Genomic DNA, 17,530 nt, shown 5'->3' on the forward strand with positions numbered 1-17,530 from the left:
GCTTCTCTGAAAATTTCATTTTCGTTTAGTTCAGTTGATCATATTATGGCTGAATCAAAAAAATAGTATGTTTTTATTCCCACAGTTTTATGTTTATAAGCACTATGGCCTGTACTACTTCTTTCTGCCCATAAACGATTTTGGTCTTGTTCTTTCACGCCTTTTCAACTTTATCTACTATTCCCGTGCTACCCTTCCTTTAAGCAGTATTTACAAATATCATCTTGGCCGTCGTGATCTTCCAAGCCTCGATACATACTTTTATTCATTCACTTATTTTAGATATATTAGAAGATTATTTCCTAATGTCTCTAAAACTTTCCATCAAGCATCCCAACTCCAAAAGCCTATTAAATCGTGTGATCGCCCTGCTGCTACCGACAGTCCGCAAAGTTGAAAATGTCCCCTAGTAGGTCCTCCAATCCTCCTTATTTATTTCTTCTAATACAGCAAGAAGATCTTCATCGGTGTAATCAGATATAACGAGACATAGAGTGTTTAGAGCCAGCGATAACAGTACTTGAATATTGCTGTCTGGTTCTTCTCCTGACAAACTAGAGTCTGCTTGTTCCACATCCGAATCTTTGGCAAAACCTGACTTAATCGCGCCCTCAATAAAACGTGGTTGAATTTCCTCCCAGTATGCAGCACCCTTTGGTGTCGCTATTAATTCTCCAATCGTAGATAGTTCGGTCAGCTTTCCAGAAAATAATTTCACGCCATTTACGACTGTAGTTTGTTTGAGTACTTCGTCACGCGCATTTTTGCCTATTACGATATCATACTTTCCACTTTCGACATGCCATCCGTTTAATTGGATATTCCAATAGGCAAAAGAACGTTTATCCAGAACAAAGGTAGTGGTTTTAGTCTCCCCTGGGTTTAAGCTTATTTTGGCAAACCCCTTAAGCTCTTTCACCGGGCGGATGATGACCCCCTTGTGAGGCGCAACATATAGCTGTACAACTTCCTTGCCTTCAACTTTACCTGTGTTGGTCACGTCCACACTAACAGTAAGTGTCTCCGTTTCGGAATCCAGTGTAGTATGACTCAGCTTAAGATTGGAGTACTCAAATGTGGTATAGGACAATCCGTAACCGAACGGGAACAGCACATCGCACTTTTTGGTCTCATAATAACGGTATCCAACAAACACACCTTCACGATATTCTACATTATCATTTTCACCGAAATAGAACAGAAAGGACGGATTATCTTCCAGCTTCTTAGGAAACGTCTCTGCTAATCTACCTGAAGGATTGACTTTACCATATAAGATATTAACTGTAGCGGCACCTACAGCATCGCCGCCAAGATAGGTTTCCACGATTCCCTTCACTTGATCTGCCCATGGCATTTCTACAGGTGATCCGTTTTGAAGAACTACAATGGTATTGGGATTAACCGCCGCAACCGCTTCGATGAGCTCATTTTGACAAGTCGGCATTCTCATATGATTACGATCATAGCCTTCTGATTCAAAGGATTCTGGGAGGCCTGCAAACACAACTGCTATGTCAGCACTTTTCGCCGCTTCAACAGCTTCCGCTTGAAGGACTTCGTTTGTCCGTTCCTGATTATCTTCATAACCTTGGGCATAGGTGACCTCTGTTATTTCTGTAACAGCATCAAGTGCCGATATGATTTTGTATGAATTGATATGCGAAGAACCTCCCCCTTGATAGCGAGGGAATTTAGAAAATTTCCCAATAAATGCAACCTTGCTTTCTTTGGAAATAGGTAGTACACCTTCATTTTTCAACAGTACAATAGACTGCTCCGCTGCTTTTTGAGCTCGGGCAAGACTTGTTTCCAAGTCGCGTTCTTGCTTCACTTTCCCCTCTTTAGCACGGTACGTGACCTCAATAATACGCTCACAGAGATTATCAAGCTGCTTTTCATCGAGATCGCCAGACTTGACTGCTTCTACTAGCTTATAATCATTTTTGGAGTCTGCGGGCATCGTAAGTGCAGTTCCTCCCTTGGCTGCTTCAATCCGGTTGTGAACAGCCCCCCAATCCGAAACAACAAAACCATTAAATTCCCATTCCTTATATAGCATATCCTCAATATACTTGGTATGCTCTGCAGCAAAAGTACCGTTAATTTTGTTGAATGAAGTCATGACGGTCCAAGGCTGAGACTTTTTAATGGCGATTTCAAAATTAGTTAGGTATAACTCTCGTAGAGTGCGTTCATCAACGTTCGAGGACGAGGTCACACGTCTGTGTTCCTGTGAATTAGCGAAAAAGTGTTTTACGCTCGTTCCTACTCCCTTACTTTGAACGCCGTTTATATAAGCTGCTCCCATCTCTCCGGCCAGTAGCGGGTCCTCTGACATGTATTCAAAATTCCTACCGCAAAGCGGAGACCTTTTGGTATTAAGCGAAGGACCGAGAATAATGTCAACGTCTTCTGCCAGACACTCATCTGCAAGTCCTTCCCCTACCTCTTCAGCTAATGTAGTGTCAAAACTTGAAGCGAGAAGGGAACCTGTTGGAAAGCAAATTGCGGGTTTAGAGTTAAATAGATTCGTATCCTCACTCTTTATAGGCTCGATCCTTAAACCATGAGGACCGTCGGCTAATTGAAGTTTCGGTACGCCGAGACGGTCAACTCCTTTCGTGAACCAATTGTCCAAGCCCGAAGTAAGTGCCGCTTTTTCCTCAAGCGTCATTCGGGATACGATCTCTTTTATTTTTTTCTTTTCCAAGATAAATCCTCCTCTTACAAATCATACGTTGCGAGCCTATCTCCCTTATTCACATCCATCAGCTCCGCTGTTGATGCGAACAGTATGCGGAGTACAGCCTTCAGCAGTGATCGTTACGGTGATTGTACCTTTTGCGGTCGGACGCACAACTGCTAATACCTTGCCGTCAAAAGTTGTATGCTCATCATCGAAAAAATCTTCCTCAGAAGCTGGGTTTGCGCTGCCCAATCCCTGAAGCAAGCCTGGTCCGTTAACCTTGACCTTAACCTTGCGATCGGCGGTGTTATACAGGTTCCCATAGTCGTCTACAAGGCTGATCATCACGAAAGCCAGATCGCTGTCGGAAGCTGTAATTTCCGTTCGGTCAGCGTCTGCTTCCAACATGACGCCACCACTTGCCGAATGAAGCGTCATCCGCCCAATTTCTTGTCCACCAATGTAGGCTACCGCTGTAACGTCTCCCGGCTCATAGACGGTATCAAATTCTGCTTTGAAGCGGTTCGCTTCACCTGTAACAGCTTTCCCTACCGATTTGCCATTGACCAGCAGTTCGACTTCTTCGGCATCGGCATACACTTCCACTTTGATCGGTTTACCCTCGTATCCGTTCCACGACCAGCTAGAAATGGAATCACTCCAGCCCCAACTCGACAGAGTAGCCTTTTTGAAATAATGCTGAGGTCTCTGAACTGCGATGTATGGGGCCTTACGAAGACCAAACACGATTTCGCGGTAATACGATACCGATCTCCGATTACCGATAATATCAATGTCACCGACCCAAGCTGTAATCCAAGGATACGTGCTTTGAATATAGTGTGTAACTTCTTCCATATCATACTGAACTCTTCCGACGCCGGCTTCACCCAAGTAATCCCATCCCGCCCAGGCAAAGTCGCCGATCAGATGGTTATTCTTCTTTATAAGATTCCAGCTCTTATCAATCCTGTTTGAAAAAGTTTCACTTCCAACGATAATACGATTAGGGAATAAATCCTTATCCATTAGATATCTTGCATCTCCATAATTGTAGCCTGCAATATCCACGCTGGCGAAAGCCTCGGCTGTTTTCGTTGTACATAATTCACTGGCTACGATATTCGCCATAAGATCACCTAAATCATTCATCATCGTGTTAATGCCACCAGCTTCGTCGGCTTCGGGTTCCATTAATTCCTTCTGCTGAGCCAAATCGCTCATTACAGCAAGCATAAAATTCACAGAATTCGTTACAAATCGCGTAGAGTCCAAGGATCGAATTTTCTCCGACAGCTTACGGCCCCATATCGAACCGATCGGGCTACCGATCTCCGGAATTTCGTTACCAATCGAATACATGATGACGCTTGGGTGATTATAGTCCTTATTAACCATGGCTTCGATGTCTTTTTCCCACCAAACAGGGAAATGCAATGCGTAATCGTTCTCGGATTTGGAACTGGTCCACATATCGAAGCTCTCGTCCATAACCAGCATACCAAGACGGTCACATGCATAAAGAAGGGATTTACTCATGGGATGATGCGAACTGCGCAGTGCATTAAAGCCTGCTTTTTTCAGAATTTCGACCCGTCTCTCTTCCGCCCTGTCGATCGTCACTGCACCGATTACACCGTTATCATGATGGATGCAAGCTCCGCGCAGCTTGATGGTATCTCCGTTGATGCATAGCCCTCGCTCAGAATCCAGTGTAAGCGAACGAATCCCGAAGGACGTCGTCTCTTCATCCAACAACTCATCTCCGGCTGTTACTGTTGTTCTGCACATATACAAATTCGGTTGATCCACGCTCCAGAGCTTTGCATCCCTCACAAGCATACGCTGATGGAGTGTGGCCGATTCTCCTGCAAAAGTCGTAATTGGCGACCGATCGGACGCAACTACAGTGCCATTCGCATCGACAATTTCGCTTAATATATGCGTAGTTACGGTGTGTAAACCTTCATTTTCAATTACGGTTGCTACGCTTACTACAGCACGATCATCATGGATATCAGGTGTATCAATTTTCACACCGTCAAAGGCAATGTGAACCAGATTACCAACAATCAGCTTGGTATTGCGATAGATGCCGGCACCCGAGTACCAGCGGGAATCTTTATGTGTCGTGGCAATAACCTTGATTTCATTCTCTGTCCCGTACTTGAGGAAACGGTCGGCCTTTACATAAAAATGGCTATAACCAAACGGTTGCTGGCAAGCAAAGTCCCCGTTAATGTACACCATCGCTTGGTTGTATACGCCTTCAAATTCAATCGCAACCCGTTTGCTACGATACTCGGAGGGAACGAAAAAACGTTTCTTGTATTCGTATTCCCCGTCAGGATAACAAGCAATATTGCTACTACCGTCTTTCAATCTTTCATTTCCCCACATGGCATCATGTGGAAGCGTAACCAATTTTGTGGATGATTGGTCTTTGGCAAGCTCGGAAAAATAAGTCGTTCTCGGTCCAACCGTCCAGTCGGCATTAAATGATGTTCTAATCATAAAGTGTGTCACCATCTTTTCTTAAAAATTTTTAATTGTATGTCCTTTATGAAATAATAGTATCACCGAACCGCATAAGTACCTGGAACGTGCACGTATTGACGTTCGTCGTACTGAATAAGCCTAAGGTTCATATGAATACTTTGGTTCGTTGTATCATCGGTAAAACTATCAATTCTAAGCCCATTTTATTGGATCTGCCACTATATCCTCTACCATTTCACCGACTTCCGATTAGCACTTTGCCGACCATCCTATTAAAAAAACGGGCACGCAATTGCATGCCCGAATAAGATACAATATAAATGTTATTTACGTGCCTTTGCCCATTCGTTGAGTTGTCTTTGCTTCTCTGCGATGACTTTGTCCATTCCCGCCGATTTCAACTTTGCAATAAACTCCGGCAGAACTCTATCAGGTTCAACGCTCCCTGTTTCAAGTGGAACAGCATATTGGGAGATAACATTCCCCACAGATGCAAACTCGGTCTTAACAGGAGTAGAGTCGAAGGAGAAACCAAGCGCTTTGGATTTATATGCCGACTTGTTAAATTCTTTGATTTTTTCCCATGAGTCAGGGTCTTGCCCATTAAAAACATAAGATAAAAATTGGTTACCGAACAACCATCCTGTATTTAAATAATAACCTGAATTTTGACTGTTTACACCTTTGGGAAAATCAATGACCTTTTCGGATTTGACTACATAATGTCTTCCCTCAATTCCCCAAATCAACAAGTTTGCAATCTCTTTATCTGTGTACATTAGATTAAGGAATTCCATTGCTTTCTCAGGAGTTTTCGAGTTAACCGGGATTCCCCACATTACATTGGTTATCGTTGATGTTGTGGATACTGGATGTGAGAATGCTACGACTTCCATAGGAACGCTGCTGGTTTGCGTTTCACCTTCATATGTTTGAGGTTGGACACGGAGCAAGTATGCAAAAGCCTGTTTTGATCTGATTAAATCATATTTGGGCGTTCTATTAGTTGCGGCATCCTTAAGGATTAATCCTTCTTCATACCATTTTCTAACCATTTGAAGCTGACTGGCATATTCTTCTGTTTCGTAAAGATTAACCAGCTTCAAATTATTATCATAACCAGGCAAAACACCAATTTGGTCAGCAAGAGAGTCATACGTCTGATAGGTTGCGAGTATAGAAGCACCTATAGCTCCCGGAACCAATGGAGCAATATCCGGTTCACCAGCTTTAACCGTTTTTAATACACTCTCTATATCCTGTATAGTCCGAATTCCTGCACCATCAATTTTATACTTATCAACTAAGTCCTTTCGCATCGCAATACCATAAGTGGTGACCATGTCACGTAAGGTAGGAACGCCATAAATAGAGCCCTTAACTTTTGTAGCATCCAAATAGATTGGATCCAACACTTGGGTAATTCCTTTTCCCTGTTTTGTCAGAAGTTCATCTAGAGGAATAAGTTGACCTTTTGATACTAATGAACTGTAGTTGTAAATTGTGGGAATTAAATCAAGCTTTTCATTACTGGAAAACATCAAATTCGTTTGCTGCTGCCAATCCCCAAAGCCGATCGGCAATAGTTTAACCGTAACATTAATTTTCTTCTGGGCGATTTTGTTGATGGCATCTTGAACGAGAGAGATATCCTTCGGTGCAGCACCGAAAATTGGAAATGCGACAGTTAACTCCACTGTTCCATCTGCCTTAGTATCGGCTGATTTTGCCTTTTCAACATCATTACCGCTACAAGCGGATAATATCAGCATTAAGACAAGAAGAGCACTTACTAAGCTCATTCTTTTTTTCATTGTTATCCCCCACAATGTTTTTTTCCACTTCATGAAAGCGCCATCTTAACATGCGGTATTCAATGTAGGTATGTACAGTTTACATTGGTTTTATTCTTAATTTTTTGTCATATTTTTACTCATGTGGACACCTAGAATGAATCCGATTTTGTTCTCGTATTCTTTCTAGGTGTCCACTTTTTAGTCTAGCATCACTTACACATCATAACTAACTAAAAGTTTTTATCACTCCACTGTTTTGTTTACTGTTACCTTTGATGAAAACACCTTTCTTTTTATAATCATTTTCTCACCAACAATACAAAAGTCACCTTTTAATCGAATATCCTGAGATGAAGCTCCAATAAACACTTCTATCTTCCCGGGTTCCACGATCTGATCCATGTTTAAATCATGGAAGGCCAGTTGTTTCATATTTACCTTAAAAGTAACTTCTTTTGTTTCTTGAACATCCAGGCTAACACGAGTAAACCCGACAAGTTGCTTAACAGGCCTTACAACACTGCTGACAGAATCCCTCATATACACCTGTACAACTTCATCACCACTAAATGTTCCTACATTTTTCACCTTAAATCTCAGGCTCAATTCTCCATCGGACTGAACCGTACTGTCCAGACTCAAATCACTATATTCAAACTGTGTGTAGCTTAATCCATGACCAAATGGGTATAGCGGTGTGTTTTTGCTGTGATCAATAAATTCAGCCCAGTCATCTATTTCGACATAGAACGGCAATCTGCTGTTATACATCGGAATTTGACTTGTTTCTTTTACAATAGTTACGGGCAACTTTCCGCTAGGATTGCTTTTTCCTGTCAGAATGTTGATGATTGCTTCTGCCCCGGACTGTGAAGGAAGCCATGAATACAATACTGCTTTACTTTGTTCGCTTATAGAAGGGGTTGCTAATGGTCTGCCATCAATAATAATGGATATAACCGGTTTATTTAGCTTGAATACTTCTTTCATCATTTCCAACTGTGGTTTCTCAAGATGAATATTGCTATTATCTTTATTTTCTCCACAGGTCGCCTCAGGATCAATCATACTTTCTTTTCCACCTAATACAGCAATCACAATATCCGCCTGTAGGACAGCTTCTTTAACTTTATTTATCCCACCATCAATAGGTTGGAGAATATTACACCCTTGTGCATGTAGTACATTATCTTTTCCAAACTCTTCTTCCAAAAAGTCTTTAACGGATTTACAATTCGGATAGAATATTTGCGTGAATTCTTCCGTCGTTTCATACACTTTATTGGATGGAGTATGCTCTCTTCGACCTTGCTTTATTAAATTCATGATAATTTCTTTTTGTTCCGGTGTGGGTTGATCTTCAAATTCGATTCCCAACGGTTTGAACGCATCTTTATGTTCAGTAATGGCGCCAGCATAAGCTATTTTTAAATAGTGATCTTCTTCGGATTTATCGAAATCACTACTTTGGGTACTTGCAGAACCCACCGACGAATATCCTCCGAAAAAGTTTGTTTTGTTGTCTGAAGACGGGCCAATAACTGCGATTTTCAATTCCTTTTTTAATGGCAAAATATGATCTTCATTTTTGACCATTACAATGGATTTCTTCGCTATTTCTTGAGATAAAGCCTCATTCTCTACCTTGTTAATCTCTTCAAAGAAGTCTCCAACTGCATAAGGATTTTCGAAAAGGCCTAGCTTAAATTTGGTTTCAAGAACCCTTCTTACGGAACGATCAACATAAGACTCTTCAATTTCTCCTGAGTTCACCGCTTCAACTAAGTGCTTATAACAATAGTTATTAGGCTGTTCCACGTCCATTCCAGCCTGAAGCGCCAGAATAGCTGTATCTTTCGGGCTTTGTGCCACCCGATACCGTGAATTAGCATGACTGATACTGCCATAATCCGCAACAACTAGTCCATTAAATCCTAATTTATCTCTGAGGACGTCTGTCAGCAACCATTTTGACGTAGACACTGCTTGGTCATTCAAGATGCCATAACTATTCATGACACCCATCAGATTGGATTCATGTATTGCCGCTTCAAACGGGAAACAATACGTGTCCAGCAGTCTTCTTTCTGCGATTTGCTGTTCTCCACCGTTCCTGCCACCTTCGGCATTTCCATAACCGACAAAGTGTTTGGCTGCAGACATCACTTCATTGTCTCCTTGGATGCCGCTAACAAAGCCCACCCCCATTTGAGCAACTAGATAAGGATCTTCTCCATAGGTTTCGCCGATTCTTCCCCACCTTGGATCTCTACCCAAGTCAAAAAGAGGAGAGTGTACGGCCCTAAAACCATAGGACAGCAGCTGCCTTTTTACGACCTCACCCATTTTCCGAGCCAATTCAGGCTCCCAAGTTGAAGCCAGATTAAGAGATTGCGGAAAAGTCGTCGCTCCCGGTATCTGGGCTCCTGCTATCCCCTCATTATGAATGAGCACTGGAATGCCTAATCTTGTTTCTTCCATAAGATATTTTTGTATGCTTCTTAGTTTATTAATATCTTTCTTATTATCGCCAGTTAAGGAGACGTTAAGACAGCTTAGAGTGCCGATTCCGTCCTTCATACTTTCTTTCAGCTTAGCCAGACTGTCCTCTCCATCTTCTACAGTTGCACAAAATAACTGGGCTACTTTTTCCTCTAATGTCATCCTTTCAAGTAAGTTGGTGACCCTGTCATGAATCGACTTACTTGCATCTTTATAGATCATTTAAAAGCCTCCTACTATATTCTAACATTCGATTGATGTACATTCGTTAATTCAGCAACACCATAATTACTCTATTGGACTCCGTCTTTTGGATAAATCATCTAATATTCGCGTATATTGCTTCTCCAAGGAATAAAAGCAAAGCAAAACGGCCATAATTATATACAATACAAGCGGAACATAGATACCCATAACTATAATTATAGAATTTGCTGACTCCGTTTGCACAGCTGCTCCTTCTTGAAAATGTCCCCAGGCTAGAAGCCAGCCGATAAGCGCAGTTCCAAGGGCCGTACCTACCTTATTGCCCAGAGAATTAATACTATTGGTTAATCCAACGATCCGTTGACCATGCTTCCATTCTCCATATTCAATCGTACTGGTTATAAGCGGCATCATGACGACCATCAAGGGAATCATGGCGAACGATTGCAACGCAGATCCAATGACACCAATCGTAATGCTGTGTGGATCAATGATACGAACTACGCTACCTACAATACCTACAATTAATCCGACGACAGCTGTATTCCGTTGACCCCAACGTTTAATAATAGGGACGGAAATGGCAAACACAAAAAGATTTAGGAGAAGCGTTATTGCACCCAGGATTCCCACTAAATTCACATTACCCCAGATGTATTTGGCATAGTACATACCAGATGAGCTAGCCATGCCAAATGAGATATTAGTGAAGAATCCTACCAAAAAAGTGACCAGCCAATATTTGTTTGAAAAAAGTAATTTTGCACCTGTCAGTAGAGAAAGGGTCTTCTTGATCTCCCCTTCTTCCTTTAATTGTTCCGTGTTATATTTTTCCCTCGTAGATTTATAGGCAATAAAAATTCCGACAGATGAAATTAATGCTATTACCGAAGCTAAAAAGATCCATTCTTTTTGCCCTCCACCTAACATATTAACTACAGGAATAAAGGCAATTGTGACAACACCACCCGAAACAAATGAGGCGACGGCCCGAAATAAGCCCATTATAGAGCGATCCTCATTGCTTCTCGTTGTTAATGCCATTAAACTTGCATAAGGGATTGAAGTCGGAGTAATCACACAAATATAGAATAATAGATTCGTTATAACGATGTATGCTATTTTCCCGCCGTCGCTTATATTAGGTACAATGAACACCAGTACAGTCAATACGAACATCGGAATGGTCATCCATAATAGCCAAGGACGTGCTTGACCATGCTTGGAGCGAGTTCTGTCCACGATGTAACCCATACCGATATCGGCTGCGGAGTCAATGACCTTGGTTAATAACAGTATTGTCCCGATAAGACCTGCCGAAACACCTACAACTTCCGTGTAAAAGAACATCAATAATGACATCAACATCGTCACAGCATTTAATGAAAATTGTCCTAAAGCATCTCCAATCAACTGTCTGGTTGTTAGCTCTCGTTCCATTTGTTATTCAGCCTTTCTGCTTAGATGCCTGGTTTATTGTAAAAGCCTTGAGATCAAGAGAGTTCAAAATCGGCTTGTTTCACGTCACGGGAATTCGATCCGATATAAACCTTGAAATCCCCTGGTTCAGCTGCAAGCTCCTTGTCCACGTTCCAATACGCCAAATCTGCTTCAGTAATATGGAAGTGAATTTCTTGTGTTTCCCCTGCTGCTAAGGTCACCTTCTTAAACCCCTTGAGTTCTTTTACAGGACGAACCACGCTACCGTATACATCCTGAATGTACATCTGGACGATTTCCTCACCTGATACCGCTCCAGTATTTGTGACCTTAACACTGGCGACAATCGTCTCCAAAGTAGTCATCTGCTTTTGGGATAAGCGAATCTCAGAATACTCAAATGTTGTATAGCTTAGACCATAGCCAAAAGGGTAAAGAGGTTCATTGGAACCATCAATATATCTTGAAAAAAACTTGTCACTTTTATTTTTTTCTGTGACAGGTCTTCCTGTACTAAAATGGTTGTAGTACATCGGGACTTGCCCTAAATGAGTTGGAAAGCTCATCGTCAATTTGCCGGATGGATTGTATTTCCCAAAGAGTACATCGGCGATTGCATGCCCGGCTTGAGAACCCAGGAACCAAGTTTCGACAATGGCATCCATATGACGCTCGAACCAATCCAGCACAAGGGGACGCCCGTTAGTCAACACAAGTACGGTGGGCTTACCTATCCGCACAATAGCCTCTGCCAGCTCTTGCTGCACCTTCGGCAATGATATGTCCATGCGAGACGCGGCTTCACCGGACATTTCACTACTCTCGCCAAGTGCAAGGATAACGATGTCTGCTTGTTCTGCGGCTGTAATGGCCCGCTCCAATCCTCCATCCATCGCTTCTTCTACATAGCATCCTGCTTCAATCAGCAGATTAGACCCGGAGATTCCTTGTTGTTCGATTCCTTGACGAAGTGTAACAGTCTCTTCTGTGTAGCGTGAATACTGCCACGGTCCAAGCAGGTCTGAAGTATCACCGAAAGGACCAATTATGGCTACCTTCTGATCTGTGCTTGCAATCGGGAGAACATCGTTATTTTTTAACAATACGATGGATTGCTCTGCCAAACGCCGACTTTCTTCCAAATGCTTCGCACTAAAGTGATATTCCTGTTCCTTCTCTGGACGAATGTAGCCAAACGGGTTATCCATAATTCCAATCTTATACTTCAAGGTCAGGATACGTCGTACCGCCTCATTCAATTGTTCTTCTAAAACGACATTCTGTTCAATTAAATCCGCCAACTGGTCATAAGAACGAGTTACCATCTCAATATCCAATGAAGCATCAAGAGCTTTCTTCGCCGCTTCTTTACTGTCCTTAGCGTTACCATGTGCGACAATCTCGTCAATGGCACCATAGTCGGAAAGTAATACGCCTTCAAAACCAAGCTCTTTGCGAAGCAGATCATTAAGGAGGTAGCGGTTTCCAGCTACGGGAACGCCTTGATAAATATTAAAGGAATTCATCACTGATCCGGCTCCGGCTTCTATCCCTGCTTGGAACGGAGGTAAATAGACGTTACGCAAGGTTCCTTCCGAAATGTCTACCGTATTGTAATCCCGTCCTGCCTCAGCAGCTCCGTAAGCGATGAAATGCTTTAAACAAGCGATAATTGTGTCTGGATCAGATAAATCGTTCCCTTGATAGCCTTCAACTTGTGCTTGTGCAATCAATTTCCCCAGGTAAGGGTCCTCCCCTGCGCCTTCTACGACCCGACCCCATCGTGGGTCTCTCGTAACGTCCACCATAGGACCGTGATTGTAGTTAATACCACTGGCACTAGCTTCTTTGGCACTGATGGCACAGGCTCCTCTTATAGCTTCCATATTCCAACTGCAAGACCAGGCAAGTGGCACTGGAAAGATAGTCTGAAACCCGTGTATTACATCAAAGTTAAAAAACAATGGTATCCCATTCGGGGATTGCTCTACGGCGATTTTTTGCAGATCAAACGCACGACTGCTTCCCAGAGCTCCAAGCACAGAGCCAACTCGACCATCTGTAATCAATTTTTCCGGTGGATCGGATTCAATCTCAGACCCCAAGGAAATATTGGAGGCCATACATTGGCTCATCTGACCGATTTTTTCAGTGACAGACATTTTGCCAAGAAGCTCCTCTACAGCCTGACGTATCTCGGCATCATTCCGTTGCTTCACACCCTGCTTACGATAAGTAGCCAACTCGGCAATTAGATCGTCCGCAAGGGAGGGACCCGGTCCTTTAGCTCCTTTTATGGAGAATGCCTCCTGATAGGGAAGTTTGATTTTGCCGTAGAACTCCTGATCTTCGAAGGTAAGTTCAAATTCAATGGGTTCATCAGGTACAAGAGGGGAAGTACCATTAGCTGTTAGAACGTTTTCTTTGACTGTAATTGTATTAATTTCAATCGGCAGTGGAACAGGCTCCACTACTACAGATAATTTATAGGTCGGCTGCTTCTCAATAATAAACTGCATTTTCAATTTTGCTTCTGGTGTTTTGAGTAAAAAATGCCAAGTACCAATCATGTCAATCATCCTTTTTTTACGAATTAGCTTTTAATCAAGCCGAGTGTTGTACCTTAACGAAATACACAGCTTTGTGTAAGCGTTATCAAAATATACATAAATTAAACGGAACATCTCGCCACATCTCACTAAAACACAATTCAGGTTTGCCAGAGAATTATAAATATTCCCCTTCCACCTCTAGCCATGTAAATCATAATATAATCTTATTTTAGTAGTATGGAGTTGTTGCCTCTACTGTTTCGCCGACTTTGGAGTTGCACATTACCGACCACATCTTCTCCTTTGCCAATTATAAAACCGGTCCAATTATCTTGACCGGTTTTATACATCAGCTATAGACTTTTTCGCTCATTTCAGCTAGTTGTTTTGCTCAGCACAAAGATGAAGTTTTAAGCTTTCTTTAATTTTCACACATTATTGGCTATTCATTTAATGGCTTGGCTTATTCCGAGGTTTGATGATACAAATGACGAAATTCATTGGGATTTAAATTCGTATGTTTTTTGAACATTCGCGAGAAATGGGAAAAATTAGAGTAACCGATATGGGATGCAACGACGCTTATAGGCATATCGGTCTTTGTGAGAAGCTTTTGAGCAAGACTCATCCGTTCTTGAAACATATATTCCGATACGGACATTCCAGTTTCCTTTTTAAAAACTCGGGTCAAATAATCAGGATTTAGAAAAACATGATTGGCAATCTCTTCACGGGAGAGATCCTCTGAGATATGAAGCTTGATGAATTGAATTACTTTTTGCACCACGCTCTGGCTCTGCTCAAGAGAACGTACATATTCCTTTGCCATATTTACTATATGTTTCAACCATTCAAGCAAATTGGTCACGGAGCGGGATGCATTTGTAGCTAACTCCTGAGAGTGGGAATCTACAAAAAGTTGATGCGCTTGGATTCCTTTTGAATGAAGGACAAAATGCAACATCTGTTGAAAATCCAAATATAATCGATTCAAAAGATCAGCATTTAAACTTTCCTTCTCGAATCCGTTTATATACTGCAATGCTTCAATCAGCACTTCATCAAACGCGCCCTCCATTAACATAACCGACCACAGATCTATATTGGCAGACTTATAAATGGAGGGATGGGCTTGAGGGCTTGAGAGCAAGAAAACTTTATTGTTGTATGCAACATTGTTTTTTTCCATTTCATTGAGTTTATTTACCATTTCTAACATCTCATGACCATAAACTTTATCTCCAACATAACAGGAAATATCACAATAAAAATATTGCCTGCATTCCTCAATATAATGCTGGCCTGCTTCTTCCACATCCAATAAATGATTTGGCTTGGCTTCCGCTGATAATATGGCAAGCATCCTTCTGTTATTCAACTCAATGATCAAACCATCATGGCTAGGTCCAAGCAGGATTTCTTCCGCAGAATTTCTGAGTCCATACTCCAGTATTTTTTCCTCTCGCTGACTTAAAGGCTTGTGCCATCTTTGAATGCTTATAAGAATCGGTATAAGAAGCTTCTCTTCAATATAAGGAATATTTCGATCTGTCGCAGCGCTTCTTACGGATTTCGAATTTGATGGAACTGTTTGATTCAGTATATCCTGCCAGAAACGTTCGATTAGCATCGGTTGATGCTGAAACCAAACTCGTCCGAACTGGCTGTATTGAGCAATTTCTGACTCCTTATTGATCTTACTTTTCGCTTTTTCTATCACTTTTTCAAGCTCCTCAAAAGGCACTGGCTTTAGAATATAATCTAGACTTCCTAACTGAAGGGCTTGCTTAGCGTATTTAAAATCGGCATGACAAGTCAGGAAAATCGTTTCTGTTTTCGGATATCGTTCTCTTACCCACTCTGTCAACTCAAGTCCTGATGCCTGTGGCATTTCAATATCACAGAGCATAATATCAATGTGCTCTCTCTCAAACAGTTCCTTTGCTTGTTTGACGGTATAAGCAGTGAAGACAGCTGTAATTCCTAATTTATCCCAATCAATACCTGAACGAATTCCTTCTACTGCATGGATTTCATCATCCACAATTAATATTTGATACATAAGTCACTTGACCCACTTTCTAACCTTCCTCCTCATAAGGAAGCTTGATTTCCACTACTGCTCCGTTCGGGTATCCGTTATAACACGATATTGAAGCTTCCTCACCGTATAAAAGTAACAATCTCTTCTTAACATTCCAGATCCCGATATGTTCTCCTTTCTCGTCTATCACTCGATTTCCCGAGCGAATCTCAGCTAATACATCATTTGAAAATCCTTTCCCTGTATCGCGAATAATGATTTCGACATAAGGACTTAAACCCGTTTCCTTTAAGTCCAGACTTACAGATAAATGCAAAGGTTCCTCTAATGTAACACTATGTTTAATCGAATTTTCAAGAAAGGTTTGAATCAACAACGGAGGGATCTGTAAACTTTTCAAAAAGTCTGGACAATCTATTCTACATGTCAACTGATCAGGAAATCGCATTTCCTGAATCCGAATGTAATTTATCACATGCTGTAATTCTTCCTGCAAAGTAACAAAGGAAAGGTTGCTGCGAAACATGAAACGGAAATAATTAACTAAACACAAAGTCATTTCTTGAATAAGCTCATAATTCCTCACTTGTGCCAGGTTAAACAATATGTTTAATGAATTCATAAAAAAATGAGGATTAACCTGAAGTTGAAGGTGCTGCAGCTCCGCCTTCTGCTTGCTCAATTGTTCTTCATAGACATTGATTTTCAATTCCTCTATTTGCGATATCATTTTATCAAAGGTTTGATTTACCATGACAAACTCATCTGCAGCATTGTAGTCATCTATTCTAACATTAACATGCCCTTTATTAATTTTGTTCATGACTGAAACCAAACGTTTAAGTGGCACTAATAATTCACGATGCAGAAATAATAAACTAAGTGGTAATAAAGCTATGGATGCAAATGATATCCATTCTATCAATTGAGTTATCTTTGGCAAGTTTTGCAGAATCTGCTCATTTGGAATAATGGCGACCAGACTAAATTTACCCACCTGAGAAGGTTTACCCACAACCAACCAATTATTCTTGCTTCCGGTTAAATAATATTGTTGAAATCCTCTTGAAAGGTCAACCTGATTATTCTGAAGGAAATTGGCATTAACCAAAGGGTTCCCTTGAGAATCAACGAGCAGTGCATGACCATCAGCTCCTAAATTAATCAAATTCATAGGACCTAGGAGGGTCTGCGCATTTACCCAAGTTCCTATATAGAGGTTACCTGATTTTATGGTACGAAGAATATAGTTCGTGTTCCCAATTTTTTTAACATACCAATCATGAGATGCCTGCTCAGATGAATTTGCAAGCTGATTTAAATGCTGAACGAGATTTTTTTCAACCTGCATTCTTTCTGAGTAGGCAACAGAAGACTGGAAGACATCAAGCAAATCTTGACGATCATGATTAAATACAAAAAAAGCATCAATTGATTTATTAAAAAGAATATTGTTTGATAAATACAATGAAACATTGTATTTCGCAAGCTGATACTCATCTTCAGAGTTAGGCATACCCATGGACTGAATATCATAATTGGTTGTAGCCAGACCGAGTATATTTTTCTCCACAACTTCCAATCGAGTGTCAATCTCCCCCATATACAAAGAAATCAAGTTTTTATTGGAAATTGCCACTTGGTTATGCACAACATTTATACTGTAATGATGGTTGTATATAAGCAGTGCTAGAAGTGGTACTGTAACGACAAATAATCCTACAACCAGCTTTAAACGAATAGAGTTCCAAGAAATATGTGGGAATCGTACGCCCATATGAAGTCCTCCTGTAATGTGAAA

At 41.3% G+C, this 17,530-nt stretch carries 8 protein-coding genes; all 8 read right to left on the bottom strand.

Translation table 11 applies throughout. The annotated features are described in order from the left end of the window. Nucleotides 1–406: 406 nt before the first annotated feature. The 8 genes from ABH897_RS13980 to ABH897_RS14015 all read right to left on the bottom strand — a co-directional run bounded on the left by ABH897_RS13980 (nucleotide 407) and on the right by ABH897_RS14015 (nucleotide 17,506). On the bottom strand, nucleotides 407–2,713 hold the full coding sequence (locus ABH897_RS13980) for a glycoside hydrolase family 3 C-terminal domain-containing protein (protein ID WP_283656050.1): 2,307 nt from the start codon (nucleotides 2,711–2,713) through the stop codon (nucleotides 407–409). 45 nt (nucleotides 2,714–2,758) lie between these two features. Next, nucleotides 2,759–5,203: a glycoside hydrolase family 2 protein gene (locus ABH897_RS13985; RefSeq protein WP_283656049.1), complete on the bottom strand. Its 2,445-nt coding sequence runs from the start codon at nucleotides 5,201–5,203 to the stop codon at nucleotides 2,759–2,761. A gap of 308 nt (nucleotides 5,204–5,511) precedes the next feature. Next, nucleotides 5,512–7,035, bottom strand: a complete 1,524-nt coding sequence (locus ABH897_RS13990; RefSeq protein ID WP_283656048.1) for an ABC transporter substrate-binding protein — start codon at nucleotides 7,033–7,035, stop codon at nucleotides 5,512–5,514. Nucleotides 7,036–7,227: 192 nt separating this feature from the next. Beyond that, on the bottom strand, nucleotides 7,228–9,708 hold the full coding sequence (locus ABH897_RS13995; RefSeq protein ID WP_283656047.1) for a glycoside hydrolase family 3 N-terminal domain-containing protein: 2,481 nt from the start codon (nucleotides 9,706–9,708) through the stop codon (nucleotides 7,228–7,230). Nucleotides 9,709–9,774: 66 nt separating this feature from the next. Then, nucleotides 9,775–11,133, bottom strand: a complete 1,359-nt coding sequence (locus ABH897_RS14000; RefSeq protein WP_283656046.1) for an MFS transporter — start codon at nucleotides 11,131–11,133, stop codon at nucleotides 9,775–9,777. Nucleotides 11,134–11,186: 53 nt separating this feature from the next. Continuing rightward, a complete protein-coding gene (locus ABH897_RS14005; protein WP_283656045.1) occupies nucleotides 11,187–13,703 on the bottom strand; it encodes a glycoside hydrolase family 3 N-terminal domain-containing protein in 2,517 nt (838 codons plus the stop codon). 445 nt (nucleotides 13,704–14,148) lie between these two features. Then, nucleotides 14,149–15,747 carry a response regulator gene (locus tag ABH897_RS14010; RefSeq protein ID WP_283657935.1) on the bottom strand — a complete coding sequence of 533 codons (1,599 nt, stop codon included), beginning with the start codon at nucleotides 15,745–15,747 and terminating at the stop codon, nucleotides 14,149–14,151. Between the two features lie 19 nt (nucleotides 15,748–15,766). After that, nucleotides 15,767–17,506, bottom strand: a complete 1,740-nt coding sequence (locus ABH897_RS14015) for a sensor histidine kinase (RefSeq protein ID WP_283656042.1) — start codon at nucleotides 17,504–17,506, stop codon at nucleotides 15,767–15,769. Nucleotides 17,507–17,530 lie beyond the last annotated feature (24 nt).

It is taken from the genome of Paenibacillus sp. RC73 (genome assembly GCF_044908085.1).
Lineage (GTDB): Bacteria > Bacillota > Bacilli > Paenibacillales > Paenibacillaceae > Paenibacillus > Paenibacillus terrae_A.